Consider the following 25,131-nt stretch of genomic DNA (forward strand, 5'->3'; position numbering starts at 1 on the left):
GTCCTGAGAAGGGAACCGCCCATGGCCACGGCACCACGCCCCCGCACCACCACGCGCGACCCCCAGGAGCTCGGCCGCAGGCTCACCGGCTGGCTCGACGCACGGCTGCCCGGCGCCCGCGTCACCGGCGTCGAGGTCCCGGCCTCCAACGGCATGTCGAGCGAGACCCTGCTCTTCGGCCTCGACCACCCCGACGCGCCGGTGCGCTCCTGCGCCCTGCGGCTCGCCGCCGACCCCGCCGCGTACACCGTCTTCCCGGTCTACGACATGGCCCGCCAGCACCGGGTGATGCGCCTGGTCGCCGAGCACACCGACGTCCCCGTGCCCCGGGTGCTGTGGCTGGAAGAGGACCCCACCGCGCTCGGCGCCCCGTTCTTCGTGATGGAGCGCGCCGAGGGGCGCGTACCGCCCGACGTCATGCCCTATACGTACGAGGGGAACTGGCTGCACTCCGCGAGCGACGCCGAGCGGGCGCGCCTTCAGGACGCCACGGTCGCGGTGCTCGCCCGGCTGCACGACGGGTTCCCGGCCGAGGAGGCCGCGTTCCTGCTCCCGGAGGGCGAGAGCTCACCCCTGCGCCGCCATGTGGAGTCCCAACGGGCGTACTACGCCTGGGTGGTGGACGGGCTGCCGCGCTCGCCGCTCATCGAGTCCGCGTTCGACTGGCTCGACGCGCACTGGCCCGCCGACGAAGGCCCGGCGGTGCTCTGCTGGGGCGACGCGCGGATCGGCAACATCGTCTACGACGGCTTCGAGCCCGCCGCCGTCCTCGACTGGGAGATGGCGGCCCTCGGCCCGCGCGAACTCGACCTCGGCTGGACCGTCTATCTGCACCGCTTCTTCCAGGACCTGACGGTGAGTTTCGGCCAGCCGGGCCTGCCCGACTTCCTGCGGCGGGACCACATCGAGGCGCGCTACGCCGAGTTGACCGGGCACGCGCCGCGCGCCATGGAGTTCCACACGCTCTACGCCGCCCTGCGGCACGCGGTGGTGATGCTCAGGATCGCCTACCGGCAGCTGCACTTCGGCGAGGTCCGGGTCCCCGGGGACCCGGACGCGCTGATCCTGCACCGGGGCAGCCTGGAGGCGATGGTGCGGGGAACGTACTGGAGCTGACCCGGGGCCTACGCCGCACGCCGCATGCCCGGCACCCGCATCGGGCGCGAGCCCGGACCGCCGACGTGCGAGAAGGGCTGCGTCCGCCAGTCGAGGCCCTGGGGGAGTGTCAGGAGCAGCGCGGTGTCCTGCTCCTGGACGTCCTTGGAGGTGTCCGCGGGCCTGCTCTGCGAGGCCGCGCGGCCGGTCCCGGCGCACACCGTGAGGCCGAACGGGTTCCACGGGCTCGGGCACAGCGCGTGCTCCGGCAGCACCGCCTCGTCCGCGAGCAGCGCGATCGGCTGGGCGCAGTCCGGGCAGATCACCCGGTACATCTCGAAGGTGTCGTAGGCGTCCGCCGCGATCTCGTCGTCGAGGTCGTCCTCGACGGTGGGATCGACGGGCTCCGGATCGGTGCGTTCATTCGACACACGTCCGCCACGCTTGATGTTCTGCATTGGGATTCTCCCCCTCGGGTGGGCCGACAAGGCGACGTCGCCGCGACCACAGCAAGCAATTCCCGCCAAGACCCGCCCGTAACCGCGCCGTGCCCCCTAGCGCCCTTACAAGGCTGTGGTCTTCGTCACATGCCGCCCGCAGGTGCCCCTTCCGGTTGCCGCCGACTGTGCCGGATGGGGCCTGTGGGAATAGGTTGATCCGCATGGAGGAGCTGGACCGTCAGATCGTGGATCTGCTCGTCAAGGACGGGCGGATGAGCTACACCGACCTGGGCAAGGCCACGGGCCTGTCCACCTCGGCGGTGCACCAGCGGGTACGCCGCCTGGAGCAGCGCGGAGTCATCCGCGGCTATGTCGCCGTCGTGGACCCCGAGGCGGTGGGGCTGCCGCTGACCGCGTTCATCTCGGTCAAGCCCTTCGACCCGAGTGCCCCCGACGACATCGCCGAACGGCTGGCCGACGTGCCGGAGATAGAGGCGTGCCACAGCGTCGCGGGCGACGAGAACTACATCCTCAAGGTGCGGGTGGCCACCCCCCTGGAGCTGGAGCACCTGCTGACCCGCATCCGCTCGCTGGCCGGCGTCTCCACCCGGACGACCGTCGTTCTGTCGACCCCGTACGAGGCACGGCCGCCGCGTATCTAGGCTGTTCCCATGAGTTCCGAGAGCGCCGCCGCCCTTCCGGCCCGAACCGTCGCCCCGCTGTCCACCGGCGAGCCCGACCACCGCACCGTGCTGCTGCGCGGCGGGGAGGTCCACAGCCCCGCCGACCCGTTCGCCACGGCGATGGTCGTCGAACGCGGGCACGTCGCCTGGGTCGGCTCCGAGGGCGCGGCCGACGCCTTCGCGTCCGGCGTCGACGAGGTGGTCGACCTCGAAGGGGCCCTGGTCACCCCGGCGTTCACCGATGCGCATGTGCACACCACGGCCACCGGCCTGGCGCTCACCGGCCTCGACCTGTCGTCGGCGGGCACCCGCGCCGAGGCCCTGTCGGCGGTACGGGCGTACGCCGCGTCCCGCCCCGGCGACGACGTGCTGCTCGGCCACGGCTGGGACTCCGCGCGCTGGCCCGAGCGGACCCCGCCCACCCGCGCCGAGCTCGACGAGGCCACCGGCGGCCGCCCGCTCTACCTGCCGCGCATCGACGTCCACTCGGCCGTCGCGACCACCGCGCTGCTCGACCGGATCCCGGGCGTCACCGGGCTCGACGGCTACCACCCGGACGCCCCGCTGACCGCCGCCGCCCACCACGCGGTACGGGCCGCCGCCCACGCGGCGATCACCCCGCGCCAGCGCGAGGAGGCCCAGCGGGCCGCGCTGCACCGGGCGGCCTCCCTCGGCATCGGCACCCTCCACGAGTGCGGCGGCCCCGAGATCTCCGACGAGGACGACTTCACCTCGCTCCTGAAGCTGGCCCGCGAGGAGGCCGGCCCGCGCGTCTTCGGCTACTGGGCCGAGCGGGTCGCCGGCCCCAAGGACGCCGATCGCATCCGCGAACTGGGCGCGCTGGGCGCGGCCGGGGACCTCTTCGTCGACGGCGCCCTCGGCTCGCACACCGCCTGTCTGCACGAGCCGTACGCCGACGCCCCGCACACCGGCACCGGCCACCTGGACGCGGCCGACGTCGCCGCCCATGTGGCCGCCTGCACCGAGGCCGGGCTCCAGGCCGGGTTCCACGCCATCGGGGACGCCGCCGTCACCGCGGTCGTCGAAGGTGTGCGGGCCGCGGCCGCCAAGGTGGGCCTGGCCCGCATCCGCGCCGCCCGGCACCGCGTCGAGCACGCCGAGATGCTCACCCCCGAGACCATCGCCGCCTTCGCCGAGCTCGGCCTCACCGCCTCCGTGCAGCCCGCCTTCGACGCGCTGTGGGGCGGCGAGGACGGCATGTACGCCCAGCGGCTCGGCGCCGAGCGGGCCCGCACCCTGAACCCGTACGCGGCCCTGCTGCGCGCCGGGGTGCCGCTCGCCTTCGGCTCGGACTCGCCGGTCACCCCGCTCGACCCGTGGGGCACCGTCCGCGCGGCCGCCTTCCACCGGACCCCCGAGCACCGGGTCTCGGCCCGCGCCGCCTTCACCGCCCACACCCGGGGCGGCTGGCGCGCCATCGGCCGGGACGACGCGGGCACCCTGGTGCCGGGCGCGCCCGCCGACTACGCGGTGTGGCGCACCGACGAGCTCGTGGTGCAGGCGCCGGACGACCGGGTGGCCCGCTGGTCGACCGACCCGCGCTCGGGCACGCCCGGACTGCCGGACCTCAGCCCCGGGGCGGCGCTGCCGGTCTGCCTGCGCACGGTGGTGTTCGGACAAACGGTCTTCGTCCGGCCGAACGAGTGACGTAGGGACATTTCGTACGGCCGTCGGGCTGCCCTCCCGGCGCCGCCGCCACCTGCGGATCTTCCTCACTGACCTGCTGTTTCAGCCCGACGCCGCAGGTCAAACGACTGTTGACAGAGAGCGGCCGGAGGCCGGTAGGTTCGGCCGGGTCCACCACAGGACGTCCGGCCGACAGAAGGTTTCTGCCGTCCGGGGGGTCCCCCCTGCTCCGCGGGAGCTCGGGGGAGGGTGCGACCCGGATGGGGCCCGGACGTTCAGTAGACAACGGCTCCAGGCAGCCCGCAGCCAGCGGGTCCCAGGCCGGCCCGAAGGGCGCCGGGCCCCCATTCCGACACCCCGGGACCTCGCGGTACGGGAGTGCCCGGACCGCTCGCTATGGTGGTGCCCTGCGTACGGACAATAAGGGGCAGCAGTGAACGACGGCGGTCAGAGGCGATACGGCCCGCTCGGCAGAGCCTTGGTGATCATCCCGACCTACAACGAGGCGGAGAACATCAAGCCGATCGTCTCCCGCGTCAGGGAGTCGGTCCCCGAGGCCCACGTCCTGATCGCCGACGACAACAGCCCCGACGGCACCGGCAAGCTCGCCGACGAGCTGGCCGCCGACGACGACCACGTCCACGTCCTGCACCGCAAGGGCAAGGAGGGCCTGGGCGCCGCCTACCTCGCGGGCTTCCGCTGGGGCGTCGACGAGGGCTACGGCGTACTGGTCGAGATGGACGCCGACGGCTCCCACCAGCCCGAGGAGCTGCCCCGGCTGCTCACCGCGCTCAAGGGGGCCGACCTGGTCCTCGGCTCGCGCTGGGTGCCGGGCGGCCGGGTGGTGAACTGGCCCAAGAGCCGCGAGTTCATCTCCCGCGGCGGCTCCACCTACTCCCGGCTGCTGCTCGGCGTGGACATCCGCGACGTCACCGGCGGGTTCCGGGCCTTCCGCCGCGAGACCCTCGAAGGCCTCGGCCTGGACGAGGTGGCCTCGCAGGGCTACTGCTTCCAGGTCGACCTGGCCCGCCGCGCCGTCGCCGCCGGCTACCACGTGGTCGAGGTGCCGATCACCTTCGTCGAGCGCGAGCGCGGCGACTCCAAGATGAGCAACGACATCATCGTCGAGGCGCTCTGGCGGGTCACCGCCTGGGGCGTCGGCTCGCGCGCCAACAAGCTCCTGGGCCGCAAGCCGTCCTGAGCGGGCGGCTGTGCTCCCGTTCGCCGACCGCTGACGGATCCCTTACGCCGTCCTGGCATGCTCCCAGGCACACTGGGAGCATGACGACCGGCATCCCGCCCTCCACCCCGCCCAAGCGCTCCCGTGCGCGCACCCTCGTCCCGCTGGGGATCGCCGCCTGGCTCCTCGTGGAGATCTGGCTGCTGATGACGGTGGCGAGTGCCGCCGGGGGACTGACCGTGCTGGCCCTGCTGGTCGGTGGCGCCGTGCTCGGCGGATACGTCATCAAGCGGGCCGGGCGCCGGGCCTTCCGGAACCTCACGGAAACGCTTCAGCAGCAGCAGTACGGGGCGGCGGGCCCGGGCGCCGGGCCGCAGCCCGGCAGCGAGGGCAACACCTTCACGATGCTCGGCGGGCTGCTCCTGATGGTCCCGGGACTGCTCTCGGACGTGCTGGGGCTGCTCTGCCTGGTGCCGCCGGTGCGCAAGGCGCTTGGCAGGTACGCCGAGCGCTCGCTGGAGAAGCGGATGCGCGCCGCCCGCCCCGGCACCCTGGGCGACGCCTTCCAGCAGGCCCGGATGCACCAGCCGGACGGCAAGGTGGTCCAGGGCGAGGTCATCCGGGACGACCGGCGCCCGCAGCAGGACGAGCGGGAGCACCGCCCGCCGCTGACCCACTGAGGTCCGTACGCCCGGCGAGAGTTGAGCGCGACGGGGCCATGACGCAAGAGAAGAGGGCCGGTCACACCGTAACGGTGTGGCCGGCCCTCTTCTCTTCGGTTTCCGTCAAGCGCGCTCGCGCGCCTACGCGGACTTGCGGCTGTCGCGCGGATGCACGGCAATGTTCATGGCGCCGGAACGCAGGACCTCCAGCCTCTCGGCCAGAACCTCCTCCAGCTCCTCGCGGGTGCGTCGCTCCATGAGCATGTCCCAGTGCGTACGCGCGGGCTTGCCCTTCTTCTCCTCAGGACCGTCGCCGTCCACCAGGAGTGCCATGGCGCCACACGCCTTGCACTCCCACTCCGGCGGGATGTCCGCCTCCACCGAGAACGGCATCTCGAATCGATGTCCGTTCTCGCATGCGTACTCCACCGCCTGGCGCGGGGCCAGATCGATGCCGCGGTCGGTCTCGTAGCTGGTCACCACGAGGCGCGTGCCGCGAAGAGCTCGCTCACTCATGAATCGTGCCTCCCGGGCTTGTCGCCCACAGGACAGGTGTCGCTGTCGTCGTCATCCGGTCAACGTCCGGTCGGCGGTAAAGATTCCCGTTGTGGGTCATGTGTCGCCGTCGTGCCGCCCCTTGTTGTACCCACCAGTGCCCGGTTTGTCACATCTGGCAGCAGATGTCACCCAGCGTCTTCACTACTTGAGCACGCAGTAACGGTCCGCCTGGCAGGCCAAAGGCGTACACTACCGGCCTTTCACTTCAACGTCTAAATCCGCGCCGGAACCGGGTTCCCGGCGGCCGCCACGGCGGCCCGCACCGGCACCCGGGCGAGCAGCACGAAGCCGACCCCGAAGAAGATCACGAGAGAGATGATCGCATCCCGGTAGCTCCCGGTCAGCTGGTACGCGAGCCCGAACACCAGTGGCCCCAGCCAGCTCAGCCCGCGGTCGCTCATCTCGTAGGCCGAGAAGTACTCGGCCTCCTTGCCGCTCGGCACCATGTGTGAGAAAAGCGACCGCGACAGCGCCTGGCTGCCGCCCAGGACCGTGCCGATCGCCGCGGCCAGGACGAAGAAGAGCGCGGGCGAGTGGGCGGGCAGGAAGTACCCGGTGCCCAGGATCAGCGCCCACACCGCGAGCGAGCCGAGGATCGTGCGCTTGGCGCCGTACGTCTGCGCGAGGCGCCCCATCCCGAGCGCCCCGGCCACCGCGAGCACCTGCACGAGCAGCACGGCGACGATCAGCGTGTTCTGGTCGAGCCCGAGCTCCTCGGAGCCGTACAGCGACGCCTGCGAGATCACGGTCTGCACGCCGTCGTTGTAGATCAGATACGCGAGCAGGAAGGCGAGGGTGAGCGGACGCGCGCGCATGTCGCGCAGCGTCGCGATGAGCTGGCGCCAGCCCGCGCCCACCTTGCCCTCGGCCGGGACGTGCCCGGCGGGCGCGCGCCGGTCGCGCAGCCGCCGCAGCGGTACGAGCGTGAAGGCGCCCCACCAGACCCCCGCCGAGGCCAGGCAGATCCGTACGGCCGTGCCCTCGGAGAGCCCGAAGCTGTCGTGGCCCGAGTAGAGGATCAGATTCAGGACGAGGACGAACGCGCCCGCGGTGTAGCCGAAGGCCCAGCCGCGCGAGGAGACGCGGTCGCGCTCCTCGGGGCCCGCGATCTGCGGCAGATAGGCGTTGTAGAGCACCATCGAGACCGACAGCGCGGCATTGGCGACGATCAGAAGCACCGCGCCGAGCAGATAGCGGTGCCCGTCCAGGAAGAACATGCCCGCCGTCGCCGCGGCCCCGGTGTACGCGGCCGCCGCGAGCAGCGGCTTCTTGCGGCCGGTGCGGTCCGCCGCGGCGCCCACCATCGGCATCAGGACCACCGCGAGTACCACCGAGGCGGACACCGCGTACGCGAAGAGTGACCCGGCCCGCACCGGAACGCCCAGCGGGTGCACGAAGCCGTCCGCGTCGGCGGCGTCCTTGGCGATGGCCGTCAGATAGGGCCCGAGGAACACCGTCAGGACGGTCGTCGAGTAGACCGAGCACGCGAAGTCGTAGAAGTACCAGCCGCGTTGCTCGCGGCGGCGGTCGGTGTCCGGCGCCGCCTGTGCGGCGGCCCGGCCCATGGTCTCGGCGGTCAAACCCCGCGCCCTCTCGTTCGTTCCTCGGGCGCGCGCCGGGTGTCAGAACCCGGTTCCCCGGTCGGTCAGTACCTTGCGCAGCGTCTCCAGATGATCGGTCATGATGCCATCCACTCCGAGGTCCAGGAGTTTCGTCATCCGATCGGGATCATTGATTGTCCATACGTGTACCTGCAGGCCCAGGGCGTGCGCGGTCTCCACGAAGCGCCGGTCCACCACCGGGATCCCGCTCTGGGACTCGGGCACCTGCGCGCACACCGCGCCCCGGCGCAGCGGCACGGGCAGGCCGAGCGAGCGCAGCCGCAGGGCGGCGACGCCGCGCACGCCGTACGAGGTGGCCAGGCGCGGGCCCGCCAGCTTCGCGGCCCGGGCCACCCGGGCCTCCGAGAACGAGCCCACGCACACCCGGTCCCACGCGTCGGTCCGGCGGATCAGCTCCACGAGCGGGACGAGCGCGGACTCGGCCTTCAGGTCGACGTTCCAGCGCGCCTCGGGGAACGCCTCCAGGAGCTCTTCGAAGAGCGGCAGCGGCTCGCGGCCCGCCACCCGGGCCTGGCGCACCTCGGCCCACGGCAGATCGGCGATCCGCCCCACGGAGTCGGTGACCCGGTCCAGGGTGGAGTCGTGGAAGGCGACCAGACGGCCGTCCACGGTGGTGTGCACATCGGTCTCGAAGTACCGGAAACCGGCCGCCGCGGCCCGGCCGAAGGCGGCCGCGGTGTTCTCGATGCCGTCGGCCGCCCCGCCGCGGTGGGCGAAGGCGATCGGCGTCGGGTGGTCCAGATAGGGGTGGCGTACGCGAGTCACCCGCGCAGTATCGCCTGTGCCGGTGCCGCCTCGGTGACGGGCTCGGCGGGCGTCGTCTCCGGGGCGGCCGTCCGCTCCGGCTCGGGGACGGCGAAGAAGCGCAGGAAGAACTGGGCGAGCGGGCCGATGGCGAGGGCGTAGGCGACCGTGCCGACGCCCAGCGAGCCGCCGAGCAGGAAGCCGGTCACCACGACCGCCACCTCGATCGAGGTGCGCACAAGGCGGATGGAGCGGCCGGTGAGCCGGTGCAGCCCGGTCATCAGACCGTCGCGCGGGCCGGGGCCGAACCGGGCCGAGATGTACAGGCCGGTCGCCACGCCGTTGAGCAGGATCCCGCCGACCAGGAGCGGGATCTGGGCGGCGAGTCCGCGCACGTCCGGCACCAGGGCGAGCGTGGAGTCCATCGCGATGCCGATGGCGAAGACGTTGGAGACCGTGCCCAGGCCCGGGCGCTGCCGGATCGGGATCCACAGCAGCAGCACCAGCGCGCCCACGATGATCGAGACGACGCCGATGGTCAGTCCGGTGCGCTCGGCGATCCCCTGGTGCAGCACGCCCCACGGTTCGAGCCCGAGCCCGCTGCGCACGAGCAGCGCGGAGCTCACGCCGTACAGCGTCAGGCCGACGTAGAGCTGGAGCAGCCTGCGGGTGAGGTGCGTGGACACGTGAGTGCCCCCCCTGTCTGGTGGTAGTGGACCGGCGCATGACACTCTGTGGCTGGGAAACCCATCCCAACCATGGCCAATTCGGGGAAGGTGGACTGACTTCCATGGCGCAGTGGACCTCGGCGGTCGGGCCGGCACAGCTCGCCCGTCAGCTCAACGCACAGCAGCAGCCCCGCCCGGCGGGCACCCGCAAGCCACCGGCCTACCGGGCGCTGGCCGACGGGATCCGCCTGCTCGTCCTCGAAGGACGGGTGCCGGTGGCCGCCCGCCTGCCCGCCGAGCGGGAGCTGGCGCTCGCGCTCTCGGTCAGCCGCACCACGGTCGCCGCCGCCTACGAGGCGCTGCGCGGCGAGGGCTTCCTGGAGTCCCGCCGGGGCGCGGGCAGCTGGACGGCCGTCCCGGCGGGCAACCCGCTGCCCGCGCGCGGCCTGGAGCCGCTGCCGCCGGAGTCGCTGGGCTCCATGATCGACCTGGGGTGCGCGGCGCTGCCCGCGCCCGAGCCCTGGCTGACCCGTTCGGTCCAGGGCGCCCTGGAGGAGCTGCCGCCGTACGCGCACACCCACGGCGACTACCCGGCCGGGCTGCCCGCGCTGCGCCAGATGCTCGCCGAGCGGTACACGGCGCGCGGCATCCCCACCATGCCCGAGCAGATCATGGTCACCACCGGCGCGATGGGCGCCATCGACGCCATCTGCCACCTCTTCGCCGGGCGCGGCGAGCGGATCGCGGTCGAGTCGCCCTCGTACGCCAACATCCTCCAGCTGATGCGCGAGGCCGGGGCCCGGCTCGTGCCGGTCGCCATGGCCGAGGAGCTGGCTGGCTGGGACCTGCCCCTGTGGCGGCAGGTGCTGCGCGACTCCGCGCCCCGGCTCGCCTATGTGGTCGCCGACTTCCACAACCCGACGGGGGCGCTGGCCGACGAGGACCAGCGCCGCGCCCTGGTCGACGCGGCCCGCTCGGCCGGGACCGTGCTCGTCGTCGACGAGACCATGTCCGAGCTCTGGCTGGACGAGGGCGTCGACATGCCGCGCCCCGTCTGCGCCTTCGACCCGGCGGGCGCGACCGTGCTCACGGTGGGCTCGGCGAGCAAGGCGTTCTGGGCGGGCATGCGCATCGGCTGGGTGCGCGCGGCCCCCGACGTCATCCGCTCCCTGGTCGCCGCCCGCGCCTACGCCGACCTCGGCACCCCGGTCCTGGAGCAGCTCGCCGTCAACTGGCTGATGGCCACGGGCGGTTGGGAGCAGGCGGTCGACCTGCGCCGCACCCAGGCGCGCGAGAACCGCGACGCGCTGGTGGCGGCGGTCCGCCGGGAGCTGCCGGAGTGGGAGTTCGACGTGCCGGTGGGCGGGCTCACGCTGTGGGTGCGCACCGGCGGGATCTCCGGATCGCGCCTGGCGGAAGTGGGCGAACGGGTCGGCGTACGGGTGCCCTCCGGCCCCCGGTTCGGCGTGGACGGCGCCTTCGAGGGGTACGTACGGCTGCCCTTCACGGTCAGCGGCCCGGTCGCGGAGGAGGCGGCGGTCCGGCTCGCCGCGGCGGCCCGTCTGGTGGAGAAGGGCGCGAGCAACGGGGGAGAGTCGCCGCGGACGTTCGTGGCGTGACAGGTATGGGCTGACAGATGTCAGCTACCGGGTATCGGCGGGCAGATTTCGCGATCTGCCCGCCGACATCTGCTTTCTGCTGCCTGTCCGCCGTCAGCCCTCCGCCGGTACCGCCTGCTGGGGCGGCGCCGCCTCCACCGGGAGGTCGCGCTCCGGGAGCAGGTCCAGGACCGCCTGGCGGTGCTGCTCGCTGGTCGCGTCGTCGTACGGGTCCGGCGTAGCCGGGACCTGGAGGCGCAGCACGGGCCCGGTGCCGAGGCGGGCGTAGCCGCGGCCGGGCGGGACGGCGGTGGTCGGGGTGGTGTGCGGCGGGACGCCGAGGACCCACTCGGCCAGGGTCGGGGTGCAGGGGCCGAGCACCACGCGCGCGCGGGTGTGCGTGCGTACCGGCTCGGTCAGCGCCTCCAGGCTGTCGAACTGCTCGGCGACCACCACGGTCACCCCGGCCGCCCGGCCGTGCCGCAGCGGGGTCTGGAGCAGCCGCTGCGGGTCGGGGCGGCCGTCGGCGTCGGCCAGGTGCCCGAAGACGCTCGGCCGGTCGAGCAGGATCCACAGCGGCCGCTTGATGTCGTCGGGGGTCGGGTGGCCGCCCTGGCGGGCGCGGTTGGCGGCGATGAGCCGGCGCTCGGTCTCGTGCGCGGCCCACTCCAGGGTGGCCAGCGCCCCGGCGAGGCCGCACTCGACGGCGAGCACGCCCCGGCGCCCGGTCAGACAGGCGTACTCGCCGGTGCCGCTGCCCTCGACCACGAGCACGTCGCCGTGCTGGAGCGCCTGCAGCGCGATGGAGCGCAGCAGGGTCGTGGTGCCGCTGCCGGGCTCGCCCACCGCCAGCAGGTGCGGCTCGGTGGAGCGGGGGCCGGTGCGCCAGACGACCGGCGGCGCGTCGCGCACGTCCTCGCCCTCGGTGACCGGCACGGTCCGCTGCACCGCGTCGGCGTCGGTGAACCCGAGCACGGTCTCGCCGGGGCCCGCGACGAACCGCTGGGCGGCGATCGAGGTGGAGAGCGCGTCGAGGACGCGCATGACGAGCTGGTTGCCCTCCTCGTCCCACTCGAACCGGTACTCCCGGCCGCGCCCGGACTTGGTGTGCAGCAGCTGTTCGATACGGGCGCGCGCCTCGGGCTCGCCGTCCGTGAAGTACGCGGGGTAGCGGATGAGCAGCCGGGTGACGCGGCCCGCGTCGTCGAACTCGTACTCGCTGAAGGCCTTGGCCCACTCCCCGCCGTGGGCGAAGAGCGGGCTGGGGTCCTCCGCCACCGAGAAGTACGGCACCAGCGCCTCGTAGAGCGCCTGGAGGCGGCCGGTCTCGGCCTCGTCGGGGCCGGTCCTGACGGGGGTGCGCTCGCGGCCCTTCCAGGCGGCCGCGGCCATCACCGTGATCAGGGCGAGCAGCGGCCCGTACGGGATGAGCGCGACCACCAGGACCACGGCCGCCACCAGGAACAGCGCGGGACCACGCCGTTCCTTGGGTGTGGCGGCCCACTTGCCGCGCAGGGCGGCGGCGATCTGCCGCAGGCCGCGGCTGATCGTGATGAGCGGATGCAGGACGTCGGTGGCGCTGTCGGCGGCCGTGCGCGCGATCTCGCGGCTGCGGGCGATCGGCACGCTCGTGCTGCTCAGAATGCGGGGGAGTGGTCGCCGGGCCACGTCGGTCTCCTGACGGGATGGTCGGGACTGCGGGAGGTCAGAACTTGATCCCGCCCAGCAGGCTGGCCAGGCTCTGGCCGCCGGCCTTGATGCTCGGGGCGATCGCGGTGCCCGCGAGGTAGAAGCCGAAGAGGGCGCAGACCATGGCGTGCGACGCCTTCAGACCGTCTTTCCGGAAGAAGAGGAAGACGATGATTCCGAGCAGGACGACGCCTGAGATGGACAGGATCATGAGGAGTTCTCCTGGTTGATGGGGACAGTCACCATGAGTTCTTCCAGGATCACAGGAAGTATCTATGTGATAAAAGCTGCAATCGGGTGAAATTTTCTGATTTTCACTGGAGTGGCGGACATGGAACCGGGTCGCGGGCGGGACACTGTGCGGCCGCGGGACCGGAAGCCGTCACTCGCGGTGAGCTTTGCCCCGGGCGGACCGAACCATGTCGTCCGACGGGCAGTACCCTGTCGATTCACTCGTACGGCCCCGGTGCCGTACGGGCCAGGTCACAGGCGTTCCGAGGAGCGCCGTACGCAGCGAAAGGCGGTCCGTGCGATGAGCGATGCCCTCGATCCCGAGGTGGTCGAGCTGGCGAGCAGGATCTTCGATCTGGCGCGCCGGGGAGACGCGGAGGCGCTCGCCGTGTACCTCGACGCCGGGGTCTCGCCCGACCTCACCAATGACAAGGGCCACACGCTCGTCATGCTCGCCGCCTATCACGGGCACGCGGAGGCGGTCTCCGCGCTCCTCGCGCGCGGCGCCGACCCGGACCGCGCCAACGACCGCGGCCAGACCCCGCTCGCGGGTGCGGTCTTCAAGGGCGAGGACGCGGTCGTCAAGGCGCTGCTGGCAGGCGGAGCCGATCCTTCCGCCGGAGCGCCGTCCGCGCTCGACACCGCGCGGATGTTCGGCAAGACAGAACTGATCGCACTCTTCGGCGACCGCTGAGGTTTGCGCCGGGTGCCCCCTGCGTACCTGGTGAGAGGGGCTCGTAAATGTGGTCGCGGTGGCGAAATGCCTGGGTCATCATGACGACGAGCCCCTTCATCAGGGGCAGGGTCCTTACATCGGGGGCCACACGACGAGAGGCAGGAAGATGACTCACAGCAAGCGGAAGACGGCGGACGGCCGAACATGTTGGCGCGCGGCCTACTAGGGCACGGCACGAATCCCGGTTGCGTCGACAGCTTGATGTGAGGCTACTTCCATGTTTGATCCGGTCATAGCGCCGAGCGGTACGCTGCTCGGCCTGCTGCAGCGGGGCCGCGGCGACGGCACCCTGCACGCGCTCGCCGCCCCGCGCCCAGAAGCCCTGGCGGCCCTGAACCACTGTGTACTGGGCGACCCCCGCCACGACTGGCAGGTGGAGAACCGCTCCCTGTACTACGCGCGCCTCTACCTGGATCTCGACGGCGGACTCGACGAGATCGAGGCCCACCTCTTCAGTGCCGAGGACGTCCTCGACGCCGACGAGCACCGCACCGGTCTCGCGCTCGCGGTCCTCGGCCACCTCGCCTCCTACGGCAGGGACGACGCGCTGCTGCTGCTGCGGCGGTACGCGGTGCGCGGCGCCAACTGGGGCTGGGCCCTGGACGAGCTCGCGCTGCGTGACGACGACGAGGGCCTGCGCGCCCTCGCCGGGCCCGTCCTGGCCCGCTTCCCCGGCACCCCCGAGGGCGACGCCGAACTGGCCGCCACCGTCCGGGACGCCTTCGAGCCCCGGCCCTGGCGGCTGTGGGCCGAGGACACCCGGGACGCGGTCGGCGCCAGGGTGCGCGCCGCCCAGGAAGCCGGGTCCTTCGACCGCTGGCAGCGCCAGATGCGGCCGTCCGGACCCCGCCCCGGCTGGAGCGTCCAAGCCGTCTTCGACTGGGCCCAGGAAGGCCTGGAGCGCGGCGCCGACCTCACCCTGCCCGCCGCCCGCTGCCTGGGCGCGGTGGCCGGGCCCGACGACCGCGACCTGATCGTCGAGGCCGCGCGGGCCGGCTCGGACGGCGCCCGCTGCGCCTCCCTGCACTACCTCACCGAGTCACGCGACCCCCGTGTGCTCGACCTCATCGAGGCCGCCGTCGGCGGCGGCTCCCGCACGGTGGCCGAGGCCGCCGTCCACGCCTTCGAGCGGATGTGCGGGCCCGAGGCCGTCGACCGGGCGCGCGGCTGGGTGCACCGGCCCGACGCGCTCGGCGCCGCCGCCGCGGGCGTCCTCGCCTGCCGGGGCGAGGCCGAGGACGCCCAGCTGGTCCTCGGCGCACTGCGCGAGTGCGTGCGCTCCGAGGGGCCCGACGCGCCCCTGCTGCGCCCCCTCGTCGACGGGGCGGGACGGCTCGGCATCGGCTGCGCCGCCCCCGTACTGCGGCACCTCTACCGCGAGACCGCCTCCTCCGAGCTGCGCGGCCGCACCGCCCGCGCGCTCGCCGCCACCGACCCCTCCTTCGCCACCGGCTTCGCCGTCGAGTGCCTGTGGGACTGCGAGGAGACCACCCGCGAGGTGGCCGCGCAGTACGCCGAGCTCGTCGACGCGCGCGTGGCCGAGCGGTTGCGGCGCCTCGCCGACGACCCGGCCGAGGAGGCCGAGGTACAGACGGCCATCCACAACCGGATGGGCCCGGACGCACCCGTGATATGAGCCGAGCGGGCTCCGCGGGCGCTGTCCGAACGAGCTGGGAGCGCTGTCCGAAAGACACGCTGTCTGAAAAGCTCATGGGACGTTCCCCGGGCGGAAAGATCCAAGTCGGCGGGGCCACCCCGGCGGCGACGACAACACGGGTATGCGTGTCGTCATCGTCACCGAATCCTTCCCGCCCGATGTCAACGGCGTCGCCCACTGCGCCCTGCAGACCGCCCGGCACCTCGCCGCCCGCGGTCATGAACCGCTCGTCATAGCCCCGGCCGCGGCGGCCGGGGACGACGGCGCCGCCCCCTGCCCCGTGGTCCGCGTACCCTCGCTGCCGCTGCCCGGCTATCCGCAGGTCAGGGTGGCTCTGCCGAGCCGCCGGGTAAGCGCCGCCATCACCGCCCACCGGGCCGAACTGGTCCATCTGGCGAGCCCGTTCGTGCTCGGGGTGCGCGGGATGGCGGCCGCCGCGCGGCTCGGGGTGCCCGCCGTCGCCGTCTACCAGACCGACCTCGCCGGGTACGCCCGTACGTACATGGGCACCGGCGAGAACACCGCCTGGCGGCGGATCGGAGCCGTCCACGGTGCCGCCGACCGCACCCTCGCCCCCTCCACCGCCGCCGTCCGCGATCTGGCGGAGCACGGGGTGGAGCGGGTGCGGCTGTGGCCGCGCGGCGTCGACACCGAAAGGTTCCGGCCAGAGCTGCGCGACGAGGCGCTGCGGCGCGAACTCGCCCCCGGCGGCGAGCTGATCGTCGGCTATGTGGGCCGGCTCGCCGCCGAGAAGCAGGTGGAGCTGCTGTCCGGGGTCTGCGCGCTGCCCGGGGTCCGGGTGGTGATCACCGGGGACGGGCCGAGCGCCGGGGCGCTGCGGGGCGCGCTGCCCGGGGCGCTGTTCCTGGGCCGCCGCACCGGCGGCGAACTCGCCCGGGTCTTCGCCTCCCTGGACGTCTTCGCGCACACCGGGCCGTACGAGACGTTCTGCCAGACCGTGCAGGAGGCCATGGCGAGCGGGGTGCCGGTGATCGCCCCGGCGGCGGGCGGGCCGCTCGACCTGGTGGACCACGGGCGCACCGGGCTGCTCGTCGCGCCGCGCGACGCCGACGCGGTCCGCGACGCGGTGCTGCGGCTCGGGGACCCCGCGCTGCGGCAGGCGTACGGGCGGGCCGGGCGGGCCGCCGTCGCGGGCCGGACCTGGGCCGCCGTCGGCGACCAACTGCTCGACCACTACGCCGACGTGCTGTGCGAGCGCCCGGTGGTGGCGGCATGAGCGGGCTGCGGATCGTCCGCCTCGCGAACTTCGTCACGCCCTCCTCGGGCGGGCTGCGCACGGCGCTGCGGGAGCTGGGCCGCGGCTATCTGGCCGCGGGCCACGACCCGGTGCTGATCGTCCCCGGCACCCGCGCGCGCGACGAACACACCGAACAGGGCCGGGTGATCACCCTGCCCGGCGTGGTGCTGCCCGGCACCGGCGGCTACCGGGTGCTCGCCGACCGCCGCCGGGTGCGGCGCGTCCTGGAGGCGCTCGGGCCCGACCGCATCGAGGTGTCGGACCGGACGACCCTGCGCTGGACGGGGGAGTGGGCGCGGCGCGAGCGGGTGCCCTCGGTGATGGTCTCGCACGAGACGGCGGACGGCGTGCTGCGGACCTGGGGCGCCCCCGGGCACCTCGCGCGCGCCGCCGCAGACCGGCTCAACAGGCGCTCCGCCTGGGCGTATTCACGCGTTGTCTGCACCACGGAGTGGGCCGAGCGCGAGTTCGTACGGATCGGGGCGGGCAATGTCACGCGCGCGCCGCTCGGCGTCGACCTGGTGCGCTGCCACCCCGGGCGGCGCTCCCTGCCGCTGCGCGAGCACTGGCTGGGCGAGGAGCGCGTGCTGCTGGTGCTGTGCTCCCGCCTCTCCGTGGAGAAGCGGCCGGGCACCGCCCTGGACGCGCTCGACCGGCTGCGGCGCCGGGGCGTGCGCGCGCGCCTCGTCGTGGCCGGGGACGGGCCGCTGGCGGCGGGCCTGGAGCGCCGGGCGCGGGCCGCGCGGCTGCCGGTGGAGTTCCTGGGCCACGTCCCAGACCGGGCGCGGCTCGCGGACCTCCAGTCCGCGGCGGACGTCTGTCTGGCGCCGGGGCCTGCTGAAACGTTCGGCCTGTCGGCCCTGGAGGCGCTGGCGGGCGGGACGCCGGTGGTGTGCAGCCGGTCCTCGGCGCTGCCCGAGGTGGTGGGCGCGGCGGGCCTGGCCGCCGCCGACACGGGCGCGGCCTTCGCCGACGCGGTCCAGGAGCTCCTGTCCCGCCCGGAGGAGGCCCGCAGACACGCGGCACGCGCGCGTGCCGAACTCTTCGGCTGGGACGCCTCGGTGACGGCGTTCCTGGCGGCGCATGACGCGCCGGCGGGGGTGGCGCGGGATGCGTGGGTGCCTCTCGCTCAACCATCGGTTGCCCAGGCACCCCGCACGCACGCCCCCATCCCGAGGCCCCGGAAACCGGGCGTGGCGGCATGACCGCGTCGGTCGCGGCCCTGCCGCCCCTTACGGCGGCGCCCGTCGGCGCCGGGCGGCCCCTGCGGTTCGCCGCGCTCGGGGACTCGCTCACTGAAGGCGTCGGCGACCCCGTGCCCGGGGGGGGGCGTGGCTGGGCCGCCCTTCGGGCGACGACGGGAGTTTGACGACAGGCCCTCGCCGGGGCCGAGCTGCGCCACGCCGCGCGCGGCACCGCCGCCCACCTCGATCTGCGCGCCGCGGAGGCGCTCTCCGCCGCGCTCGCGGCCGTCAGCGTGCCCCCCGGCCGGGCCCGCCTTGCCAGAATGGAGGGATGACAGGGCGCTGGGAGTTCTGGATCGACCGTGGCGGCACCTTCACCGACGTGGTGGGCAGACGGCCCGACGGGCGCCTGGTCAGCCGCAAGCTCCTCTCCCACGACCCGGAGCGCGACCGCGACGCCGCCGTCGCCGGGATCCGGCTGCTCCTCGGCCTCGGGCCCGACGAGCCGGTCCCGGCCGACCGGATCTCCGTCGTCAAGATGGGCACCACCGTCGCCACCAACGCCCTCCTTGAGCGGCGCGGCGAGCCGACCGTCCTGGTCGTCACCGAGGGCTTCCGGGACGCCCTGCGGATCGCGTACCAGAACCGGCCGCGGCTGTTCGACCGGCACATCGTGCTGCCGGAGGCGGTGTACGAGCGGGTCGTCGAGGTGGCCGAGCGGGTCGACGCGCACGGCGCCACCGTCCGCCCGCTCGACCTCGCGGGCGTCACCGAGGGGCTGCGGGCCGCCCGCAGCGACGGACTGCGCAGCGCCGCCGTCGTCCTGATGCACGGCTACCGCTACCCGGACCACGAGGTCGCCGTCGCCGAGGCCGCCCGCGCGCTCGGCTTCACCCAGGTCAGCTGCTCGCACGAGGTGAGCCCGCTCATCAAGCTGGTGCCGCGCGGCGACACCACCGTGGTGGACGCCTACCTCTCGCCGATCCTGCGCCGCTATGTCGACGAGGTCGCCAAGGAACTCGACGGCGTACGGCTGATGTTCATGCAGTCCAACGGGGGCCTGCGGGAGGCCGCGCACTTCCGGGGCAAGGACGCGGTGCTCTCCGGACCCGCGGGCGGCGTGGTCGGCATGGCCCGTACCTCCGGACAGGCCGGCTACGCGCGCGTGATCGGCTTCGACATGGGCGGCACCTCGACCGACGTCTCGCACTACGCGGGCGCCTTCGAGCGGGACTTCGCCACCCAGGTCGCCGGGGTGCGGATGCGCGCCCCGATGATGAACATCCACACCGTGGCGGCGGGCGGCGGCTCGGTGCTCCACTTCGACGGACAGCGCTACCGGGTCGGCCCCGACTCGGCGGGCGCGGTCCCGGGCCCGGCCTGCTACCGGCGCGGCGGCCCGCTCACCGTCACCGACGCCAATGTGATGCTCGGCCGCGTCCAACCCGCCCACTTCCCGGCGGTGTTCGGCCCCGGCGGCGATCTGCCGCTGGACGACGGGGTGGTACGGGAGCGGTTCGCCGCCCTTGCCGCGCGCACCGGGGGCGGGCGCACCCCCGAGGAGGTCGCCGCCGGATTCCTGGAGATCGCCGTGCTCAACATGGCGAACGCGGTCAAGAAGATCTCCGTGCAGCGCGGCCACGACGTCACCCGCTACGCCCTGACCAGCTTCGGCGGCGCCGGCGGCCAGCACGCCTGCGCGGTCGCCGACGCGCTCGGCATCGACACCGTCGTCGTACCGCCGCTGGCCGGAGTCCTCTCCGCCTACGGCATCGGCCTCGCCGACGCGACCGCGATGCGCGAGCGGTCCGTCGAGGCGGAGCTCGACGAGGACTCCGTCACAAGGGTGCGCGAACTGTGCGACGCACTCGCGGCACGCACGCGCGCCGAACTGCGCGCCGACAGCATCCCGGACGAGGCGATCACCACCCACGCGCGCGTGCTGCTCCGCTACGCCGGTACGGACGCGAGCCTTCCGGTCGCCCTGGCAACGGCCGACGCCATGAAGGAGGCGTTCGCGCGCGAACACCGCGCGCGGTACGCCTTCACCATGGACAAACCGCTGGTCGTGGAGGCGGTCTCGGTGGAGGCGGTCGGCGCCGCCGGTCCGCACGGCGCCCCCGAGGTCGAGGAGTACGCGCGCGAGGGCGCGGGCGGGCCCTCGGCCACCGTGGGCCTGTTCGTGGCGGGCGAGCGCCGGGACGTCCCGCTGTACCGGCGCGCCGCCCTGCGGCCGGGCGACACGGTGACCGGGCCCGCGATCGTCGCCGAGGCCGACGCCACCACCGTGGTGGACGACGGCTGGCGGGCCGCCGCCGGAGACCTGGGGCACCTGCTGCTCACCCGGGTGCGCCCCCGCCCCGGCCGCACCGCCGTCGGCACGGACGCCGACCCGGTGATGCTGGAGGTCTTCAACAACCTCTTCATGGCGATCGCCGAGCAGATGGGCGTCCGCCTGGAGAACACCGCCCACTCCGTCAACATCAAGGAACGCCTCGACTTCTCCTGCGCGCTCTTCGACGCCGAGGGCAACCTGATCGCCAACGCCCCGCACATCCCCGTGCATCTGGGCTCGATGGGCGAGTCCATCAAGGAGGTGCTGCGCCGCAATACGGGCGCCATGCGGCCCGGCGACGTCTACGCCATCAACGACCCGTACCACGGCGGCACCCATCTGCCCGACGTCACCGTGGTGACCCCGGTGTTCGACGGCGAGGAGCTGCGGTTCCTGGTCGCCTCGCGCGGCCACCACGCCGAGATCGGCGGCATCACCCCCGGCTCCATGCCCGCCTTCAGCCGCACCGTCGAGGAGGAGGGCGTGCTCTTCGACAACTGGCTGCTGGTACGGGACGGGCGGCTGCGCGAGGCGGAGACGCGGGAGCTGCTGACCGGCGCCGCGTACCCCTCGCGCGACCCCGACACCAACCTCGCCGACCTGCGCGCCCAGATCGCCGCCAACGAGAAGGGCATCGCCGAACTGCGGCGCATGACCGACGAGTTCGGGCTCGACGTCGTCCAGGCGTACATGGGGCACGTGCAGGCCAACGCCGAGGAGTCGGTGCGGCGGATCGTGGCGCGTCTGAGTGACGGCTCGTACACGTACGAGACCGACAGCGGCGCCGTCATCCGGGTCGCCGTCACCGTGGACCGCGAGAGCCGCAGCGCCGTACTGGACTTCACCGGCACCTCGCCGCAGCAGCCGGGCAACTTCAACGCGCCCCGGTCGGTGGTGATGGCGGCCGTCCTGTACGTCTTCCGGACGCTGGTGGACGACGACATCCCGCTCAACAGCGGCTGTCTCAAGCCGCTGGAGGTACGGGTGCCGCCGGGCTCGATGCTGGCGCCGGAGCACCCGGCCGCGACCGTCGCCGGAAACGTCGAGACCTCGCAGGCCGTCACCGGCGCGCTCTACGCGGCCCTCGGGATCCAGGCCGAGGGCTCGGGCACGATGAACAACGTGACCTTCGGCAACGACCGGGTGCAGTACTACGAGACGGTGGCCAGTGGCTCGGGCGCGGGCGACGGCTTCGACGGCGCGGACGCCGTGCAGACCCACATGACCAACTCGCGCCTCACCGACCCGGAGGTCCTCGAGTGGCGCTATCCGGTACGGGTGGACGCCTTCGCCGTACGGGAGGGCAGCGGCGGACGGGGCCGGTGGACGGGCGGGTGCGGGGTCGAGCGCCGGATCCGCTTCCTGGAGCCGATGACCGTCGCCCTGCTGACCGGCCACCGGCGCGTGGCGCCGTACGGCATGGCGGGGGGCGCACCGGGCGGGCTCGGCGCGAACCTGGTGGAGCGCGCGGACGGCCGCAGCGAGCCGCTGGGCGGCGTGGACACGGTCGAGGTGGGCCCCGGGGACGTCCTGGTCGTCCGCACGCCCGGAGGCGGCGGCTACGGCGCCTGACGCGTCCGTACGGAACCGGGACGGCCTCGTACGGGCACGAACCGCAGCGGCGTGCCGGGCGCGGCCTGTGCGGCGGCGGGCAGGTCCGCCCCGGCGACCACGCCGACCACCGGATATCCGCCGGTGGTCGGATGGTCGGCCAGGAACACCACCGGGCGCCCGTCCGGCGGCACTTGGACCGCGCCCCACACCATGCCCTCGCTGGGCAGCTCGCCGTGGACCGCCCGTTCGAGCGCCGGACCCTCGGTGCGCAGCCCGATGCGGTTGCCCGCGGCGGAGACCCGGTAGCGGCCGGTGGCGAGGGTGGCGAAAGCGTTCTCCGTGAACCAGCCGGCGCGCGGCCCCGGCAGCATCCGCAGCACCAACTCGCGTGGCGGCCCTGGCGCCGGAGCCGCGTCCACGCGCGCGTAGTGCTCGGCCGGATGCCCCAGAGGCAGTAAGGCGCCGTCCGCGAGCGGCGCCGGGCCGAGCCCCGAGAGCAGGTCGGTGGAGCGGCTGCCGAGGACCGGCTCGACGGCGATCCCCCCGGCGAACGCCACATAGGAGCGCACCCCGCGCACGGCGGCGCCGACGTCCAGCACGGCCCCCGCGGGCACCCGCACCGGCGCGCCCCACGCCGCAGGGCGCCCGTCGACGGACACCGGACAGGGCGCCCCCGTCACCGCGACCGTGACGGCCCGGCGCGGGCGCACCGCGCACCCGTTCAGCGTCGTCTCCAGGACGGCGGCGCCCGGCGCGTTGCCCACCAGCCGGTTGGCGAGGCGGCTCGCGGGCAGGTCGAGCGCCCCCGAGCGCGGCACGCCGAGGTGGGCGTGGCCGTGGCGCCCCTCGTCCTGGACGGAGGTGAGCGCACCGGCCCGCACCGCGCAGAAGGCCCGGTCCGTCATGCCCCGCCCCGGGGGACGAAGCGCACCCGGGTGCCCGGTGCGAGGAGTGCGGCGGGCTCCCGGTCCGGGTCCCAGAGCACGGCGTCCGTGGAGCCGACGAGCTGCCAGCCGCCCGGCGAGGAGCGCGGATAGACGCCGGTGTACGGGCCCGCCAGGGCGACCGACCCGGCCGGGACCGAGGTCCTCGGGGTGGCCCGGCGGGGCACCCCGTACCGCTCGGGAAGGCCGGTCAGATAGCCGAAGCCGGGCGCGAACCCGCAGAAGGCCACCCGGAATTCGGCCGCGCGGTGGATCCGTACCGCCGCCTCGGGCGAGACGCCCCATGTGCGCGCGACCTCGGCCAGGTCGGGGCCGTCGTAGCGGACCGGGATCTCCACCGCCGCGCCCACGTCCGCGCGCGGCGGCGCGACCTTCCAGCCGGGCAGCAGCGCCGCGAGGCGCGCCGGGTCGTCCAGACCGTCGAGCAGGACCGTACGGGCCGCCGGGACGATCTCCCGTACCGGCGGCAGGCTTCCGGCGGCGCGGCGGCGCAGCAGCTCGGCGTGGAGGGCCTCGGCGTCCTCGCCGCTGTCCAGCTCGACGAGGAGCGCGCGGTCGCCGACCGGCAGCGTCCGCATCGGCAGGGCACGTCTCACGCGAACGCCTCCACCCGCACGCCCGCGCCCTCCAACGCCTGCCGCACCCGGTGGACGAGGGCGGCGGCGCCGGGCGTGTCGCCGTGCAGACACAGTGAACGCGCGCGTACGTCGACGCTCTCGCCGGTCGCGGCCACGACCGTCCCGGTGCTTGCCAGGGCGAGCGACCGCTCGACGACCGCGTCCGGGTCGGCCACGACCGCGCCGCCCTCGCCACGCGGGACGAGCGTGCCGCGCGCGGTGTAGGCGCGGTCCGCGAACGCCTCGGTGACGACGGGCAGTCCGGCCTTCTCGGCCCGCTCAAGCAGCCAGGAGCCGGGCAGCCCGAGCACCGGCAGCGCGCCGCCCGCCAGGCACACCCCTTCGACGACGGCCGCCGCCTGCTCCTCGTCGTGGACGACGCGGTTGTAGAGCGCGCCGTGCGGTTTGACGTAGGCGACCCGGCTGCCCGCGGCCCGGGCGAAGACCTCCAACGCGCCTATCTGGTAGGCGACCTCGGCCGCCAGCTCGTCCGGCGGGACGTCCATGGCCCGCCGTCCGAACCCGGCCAGATCGCGGTAGGAGACCTGGGCGCCGATCCGCACCCCGCGCTCGGCCGCCAGGGCGCACACGCGCCGCATGGTGGCCGCGTCGCCCGCGTGGAAGCCGCAGGCCACATTGGCGCTGGTGACGACGGACAGCAGCTGTTCGTCGTCGGTCAGCCGCCAGCGGCCGAAGCCCTCGCCCAGGTCGGCGTTGAGGTCGATGACCGGGGTCACTTGAGCTCCTGTCCGCGCGTCTCGGGGAGTCCGAACAGGGCCACGACGGCCAGTGCGTAGCCGATCGCGCCCAGGGTCAGCGCGCCGCCCACGCCCCAGCTGTCGGAGAGGTAGCCCACGAAAGTGGGCAGGAAGGCGCCGACGGCCCGGCCGCTGTTGTACGTGAAGCCCTGGCCCGTCCCGCGTACCGCCGTCGGGTAGAGCTCGCTCAGGAACGAGCCGAACCCGCTGAAGATCGCGGACATGCAGAAGCCCAGCGGGAAGCCGAGGACGAGCAGCAGGGTGTTCGCGCCGGACGGGATGTGCGTGTACACGAGGATGCAGAGCGCGGACAGGACGGCGAAGAGCTGGATGTTCCGCTTGCGGCCGAGCCGGTCGCTGAGTACGCCGCCGGTGAGGTAGCCGAGGAAGGCGCCGGAGATCAGGAACGTCAGATAGCCGCCGGTGCCGACGACGGTGAGCCCGCGGTCGGTCTTGAGGTACGTCGGCACCCAGGTGGCGAGCGTGTAGTAGCCGCCCTGGACGCCGGTGGACAGCAGCGTCGCGAAGAACGTGGCGCGCAGCAGGTCCTTCTTGAAGATCGCGGCGAACGAGCCGCGCCCGGAGCCGGCCGCGCGCCGCTGCTCGGCGGCCTCCGGGGCATCGCTCACATGGCGCCGGATGTAGATCACCAGGAGGGCGGGCAGCGCGCCCGTCCAGAACATCACGCGCCAGGCGGTGTCCGCGTCCACGTAGTGGAAGACCAGCGTGTAGACGATCACGGCCAGCGCCCAGCCCGCCGCCCAGGCGCTCTGCACGGCGCCGAGGGTGCGGCCGCGCTCCTTGGCCGAGGCGTACTCGGCGACCAGGATCGCGCCGACCGCCCACTCGCCGCCGAAGCCGAAGCCCTGCAGGGCGCGGCAGACCATCAGCGTCTCGTACGTGGGCGCGAAGCCGCAGGCCACGGTGAAGACCGCGTACGTGATCACCGTGATCATCAGCGCCTTCACCCGGCCGATGCGGTCGGCCAGGATCCCGGCGAGCGCGCCGCCGACCGCCGAGACCACCAGGGTCACCGTGGTGAGCAGACCGGTCTGGCCGTGGTCGAGGCCGAAGTACGCGCCGATCGCGACCATGCTCAGCGGCAGCGTGAAGTAGTCGTAGGAGTCGAGGGCGTAGCCGCCGAACGCGCCGCCGAAGGCGCGGCGGCCGCGCGGACCGAGGTCCCGCAGCCACCCGAACGGGCCGCCTCCGCCGGGGAGTTCGCCCTGTTCCGACTGTGCCTGGGCCGTGCTCATCTGCACCTCGCAGGG

Annotated in this window: 22 protein-coding genes; 11 read left to right on the plus strand and 11 right to left on the minus strand. The window is 73.9% G+C overall.

Going from position 1 to position 25,131, the window contains the following annotated elements; translation table 11 throughout:
• Positions 1-21: 21 nt before the first annotated feature.
• The gene (locus tag QIY60_RS24820) at positions 22-1,116 is read left to right on the plus strand and encodes a phosphotransferase family protein (protein ID WP_283144396.1); all 1,095 of its coding nucleotides are present in this window, start codon (positions 22-24) and stop codon (positions 1,114-1,116) included.
• A gap of 8 nt (positions 1,117-1,124) precedes the next feature.
• Here the strand turns inward: QIY60_RS24820 and QIY60_RS24825 are convergent, their stop codons facing one another.
• Complete coding sequence (locus QIY60_RS24825) at positions 1,125-1,553, minus strand: hypothetical protein (RefSeq protein ID WP_283144397.1); 429 nt, start codon at positions 1,551-1,553, stop codon at positions 1,125-1,127.
• A 203-nt stretch (positions 1,554-1,756) separates the two neighbouring features.
• Here QIY60_RS24825 and QIY60_RS24830 point away from each other — a divergent pair, with 203 nt between their 5' ends.
• The 4 genes from QIY60_RS24830 (at position 1,757) to fxsA (ending at position 5,725) form a co-directional block, all read left to right on the plus strand.
• Positions 1,757-2,197, plus strand: coding sequence for an Lrp/AsnC family transcriptional regulator (locus QIY60_RS24830; RefSeq protein WP_067155585.1), 441 nt, complete (start codon positions 1,757-1,759; stop codon positions 2,195-2,197).
• Positions 2,198-2,206: 9 nt separating this feature from the next.
• Positions 2,207-3,886, plus strand: coding sequence for an amidohydrolase (locus QIY60_RS24835; RefSeq protein ID WP_283144398.1), 1,680 nt, complete (start codon positions 2,207-2,209; stop codon positions 3,884-3,886).
• A gap of 412 nt (positions 3,887-4,298) precedes the next feature.
• Complete coding sequence (locus tag QIY60_RS24840; RefSeq protein WP_101387320.1) at positions 4,299-5,066, plus strand: polyprenol monophosphomannose synthase; 768 nt, start codon at positions 4,299-4,301, stop codon at positions 5,064-5,066.
• A gap of 80 nt (positions 5,067-5,146) precedes the next feature.
• Positions 5,147-5,725, plus strand: a complete 579-nt coding sequence (gene fxsA, locus QIY60_RS24845; protein ID WP_283144399.1) for an FxsA family membrane protein — start codon at positions 5,147-5,149, stop codon at positions 5,723-5,725.
• A 123-nt stretch (positions 5,726-5,848) separates the two neighbouring features.
• On the opposite strand, the gene QIY60_RS24850 is transcribed toward fxsA, so the two are convergent.
• The 4 genes from QIY60_RS24850 to QIY60_RS24865 all read right to left on the minus strand — a co-directional run bounded on the left by QIY60_RS24850 (position 5,849) and on the right by QIY60_RS24865 (position 9,317).
• Positions 5,849-6,223 (minus strand): RNA polymerase-binding protein RbpA, encoded by a 375-nt coding sequence (locus QIY60_RS24850; protein ID WP_283144400.1) that lies wholly within the window; start codon positions 6,221-6,223, stop codon positions 5,849-5,851.
• 254 nt (positions 6,224-6,477) lie between these two features.
• Entirely contained in the window at positions 6,478-7,830 is a 1,353-nt protein-coding gene (locus QIY60_RS24855; RefSeq protein ID WP_283146062.1) for an MFS transporter, read from the minus strand.
• 57 nt (positions 7,831-7,887) lie between these two features.
• Positions 7,888-8,652, minus strand: coding sequence for a glycerophosphodiester phosphodiesterase (locus QIY60_RS24860; RefSeq protein ID WP_283144401.1), 765 nt, complete (start codon positions 8,650-8,652; stop codon positions 7,888-7,890).
• The gene (locus QIY60_RS24865; protein WP_283144402.1) at positions 8,649-9,317 is read right to left on the minus strand and encodes a hypothetical protein; all 669 of its coding nucleotides are present in this window, start codon (positions 9,315-9,317) and stop codon (positions 8,649-8,651) included. The genes QIY60_RS24860 and QIY60_RS24865 overlap by 4 nt, the downstream gene beginning before the upstream one ends.
• A gap of 104 nt (positions 9,318-9,421) precedes the next feature.
• Here QIY60_RS24865 and QIY60_RS24870 point away from each other — a divergent pair, with 104 nt between their 5' ends.
• On the plus strand, positions 9,422-10,918 hold the full coding sequence (locus QIY60_RS24870) for a PLP-dependent aminotransferase family protein (protein WP_283144403.1): 1,497 nt from the start codon (positions 9,422-9,424) through the stop codon (positions 10,916-10,918).
• Positions 10,919-11,011: 93 nt separating this feature from the next.
• On the opposite strand, the gene QIY60_RS24875 is transcribed toward QIY60_RS24870, so the two are convergent.
• Both QIY60_RS24875 and QIY60_RS24880 read right to left on the minus strand, forming a co-directional pair.
• Positions 11,012-12,565: a hypothetical protein gene (locus tag QIY60_RS24875; protein ID WP_283144404.1), complete on the minus strand. Its 1,554-nt coding sequence runs from the start codon at positions 12,563-12,565 to the stop codon at positions 11,012-11,014.
• 37 nt (positions 12,566-12,602) lie between these two features.
• Positions 12,603-12,797, minus strand: coding sequence for a hypothetical protein (locus QIY60_RS24880; protein ID WP_067155558.1), 195 nt, complete (start codon positions 12,795-12,797; stop codon positions 12,603-12,605).
• A 321-nt stretch (positions 12,798-13,118) separates the two neighbouring features.
• On the opposite strand from QIY60_RS24880, the gene QIY60_RS24885 reads away from it, so the two are divergent.
• The 5 genes from QIY60_RS24885 (at position 13,119) to QIY60_RS24905 (ending at position 21,559) form a co-directional block, all read left to right on the plus strand.
• Positions 13,119-13,511 (plus strand): ankyrin repeat domain-containing protein, encoded by a 393-nt coding sequence (locus QIY60_RS24885; protein WP_283144405.1) that lies wholly within the window; start codon positions 13,119-13,121, stop codon positions 13,509-13,511.
• 259 nt (positions 13,512-13,770) lie between these two features.
• Positions 13,771-15,189, plus strand: a complete 1,419-nt coding sequence (locus QIY60_RS24890; RefSeq protein WP_283144406.1) for a HEAT repeat domain-containing protein — start codon at positions 13,771-13,773, stop codon at positions 15,187-15,189.
• Positions 15,190-15,331: 142 nt separating this feature from the next.
• Positions 15,332-16,447, plus strand: a complete 1,116-nt coding sequence (locus tag QIY60_RS24895; protein WP_283144407.1) for a glycosyltransferase family 1 protein — start codon at positions 15,332-15,334, stop codon at positions 16,445-16,447.
• Positions 16,444-17,673, plus strand: a complete 1,230-nt coding sequence (locus QIY60_RS24900; protein WP_283144408.1) for a glycosyltransferase — start codon at positions 16,444-16,446, stop codon at positions 17,671-17,673. Before QIY60_RS24895 ends, QIY60_RS24900 begins: the two co-directional genes overlap by 4 nt.
• A 310-nt stretch (positions 17,674-17,983) precedes the next feature.
• Positions 17,984-21,559 carry a hydantoinase B/oxoprolinase family protein gene (locus tag QIY60_RS24905; protein WP_283144409.1) on the plus strand — a complete coding sequence of 1,192 codons (3,576 nt, stop codon included), beginning with the start codon at positions 17,984-17,986 and terminating at the stop codon, positions 21,557-21,559.
• Here the strand turns inward: QIY60_RS24905 and QIY60_RS24910 are convergent.
• From QIY60_RS24910 to QIY60_RS24925, 4 genes are read right to left on the minus strand one after another with little or no spacing between them, the layout of a single operon-like run.
• The gene (locus QIY60_RS24910) at positions 21,547-22,446 is read right to left on the minus strand and encodes a biotin-dependent carboxyltransferase family protein (RefSeq protein WP_283144410.1); all 900 of its coding nucleotides are present in this window, start codon (positions 22,444-22,446) and stop codon (positions 21,547-21,549) included. The two genes, QIY60_RS24905 and QIY60_RS24910, sit on opposite strands and share 13 nt — an antisense overlap.
• Positions 22,443-23,063, minus strand: a complete 621-nt coding sequence (gene pxpB, locus QIY60_RS24915; protein ID WP_283146063.1) for a 5-oxoprolinase subunit PxpB — start codon at positions 23,061-23,063, stop codon at positions 22,443-22,445. The genes QIY60_RS24910 and pxpB overlap by 4 nt, the downstream gene beginning before the upstream one ends.
• A 14-nt stretch (positions 23,064-23,077) precedes the next feature.
• Positions 23,078-23,839: a 5-oxoprolinase subunit PxpA gene (locus QIY60_RS24920; RefSeq protein WP_283144411.1), complete on the minus strand. Its 762-nt coding sequence runs from the start codon at positions 23,837-23,839 to the stop codon at positions 23,078-23,080.
• The gene (locus QIY60_RS24925) at positions 23,836-25,116 is read right to left on the minus strand and encodes an MFS transporter (protein WP_283144412.1); all 1,281 of its coding nucleotides are present in this window, start codon (positions 25,114-25,116) and stop codon (positions 23,836-23,838) included. The genes QIY60_RS24920 and QIY60_RS24925 overlap by 4 nt, the downstream gene beginning before the upstream one ends.
• Positions 25,117-25,131 lie beyond the last annotated feature (15 nt).

It is taken from the genome of Streptomyces sp. BPTC-684 (genome assembly GCF_030028635.1).
Classification (GTDB): domain Bacteria; phylum Actinomycetota; class Actinomycetes; order Streptomycetales; family Streptomycetaceae; genus Streptomyces; species Streptomyces noboritoensis.

Coding starts and splice junctions, on each gene's coding strand:
- QIY60_RS24885 (WP_283144405.1), top strand. CDS start 13,119: ATGAGCGATGCCCTCGATCCCGAGGTGGTCGAGCTGGCGAGCAGGATC.
- QIY60_RS24895 (WP_283144407.1), top strand. CDS start 15,332: ATGCGTGTCGTCATCGTCACCGAATCCTTCCCGCCCGATGTCAACGGC.
- QIY60_RS24870 (WP_283144403.1), top strand. CDS start 9,422: ATGGCGCAGTGGACCTCGGCGGTCGGGCCGGCACAGCTCGCCCGTCAG.
- QIY60_RS24900 (WP_283144408.1), top strand. CDS start 16,444: ATGAGCGGGCTGCGGATCGTCCGCCTCGCGAACTTCGTCACGCCCTCC.
- QIY60_RS24925 (WP_283144412.1), bottom strand. CDS start 25,116: ATGAGCACGGCCCAGGCACAGTCGGAACAGGGCGAACTCCCCGGCGGA.
- QIY60_RS24850 (WP_283144400.1), bottom strand. CDS start 6,223: ATGAGTGAGCGAGCTCTTCGCGGCACGCGCCTCGTGGTGACCAGCTAC.
- QIY60_RS24855 (WP_283146062.1), bottom strand. CDS start 7,830: ATGGGCCGGGCCGCCGCACAGGCGGCGCCGGACACCGACCGCCGCCGC.
- QIY60_RS24830 (WP_067155585.1), top strand. CDS start 1,757: ATGGAGGAGCTGGACCGTCAGATCGTGGATCTGCTCGTCAAGGACGGG.
- QIY60_RS24820 (WP_283144396.1), top strand. CDS start 22: ATGGCCACGGCACCACGCCCCCGCACCACCACGCGCGACCCCCAGGAG.
- QIY60_RS24890 (WP_283144406.1), top strand. CDS start 13,771: ATGTTTGATCCGGTCATAGCGCCGAGCGGTACGCTGCTCGGCCTGCTG.
- pxpB (WP_283146063.1), bottom strand. CDS start 23,063: ATGCGGACGCTGCCGGTCGGCGACCGCGCGCTCCTCGTCGAGCTGGAC.
- QIY60_RS24910 (WP_283144410.1), bottom strand. CDS start 22,446: ATGACGGACCGGGCCTTCTGCGCGGTGCGGGCCGGTGCGCTCACCTCC.
- QIY60_RS24835 (WP_283144398.1), top strand. CDS start 2,207: ATGAGTTCCGAGAGCGCCGCCGCCCTTCCGGCCCGAACCGTCGCCCCG.
- fxsA (WP_283144399.1), top strand. CDS start 5,147: ATGACGACCGGCATCCCGCCCTCCACCCCGCCCAAGCGCTCCCGTGCG.
- QIY60_RS24905 (WP_283144409.1), top strand. CDS start 17,984: ATGACAGGGCGCTGGGAGTTCTGGATCGACCGTGGCGGCACCTTCACC.
- QIY60_RS24825 (WP_283144397.1), bottom strand. CDS start 1,553: ATGCAGAACATCAAGCGTGGCGGACGTGTGTCGAATGAACGCACCGAT.
- QIY60_RS24880 (WP_067155558.1), bottom strand. CDS start 12,797: ATGATCCTGTCCATCTCAGGCGTCGTCCTGCTCGGAATCATCGTCTTC.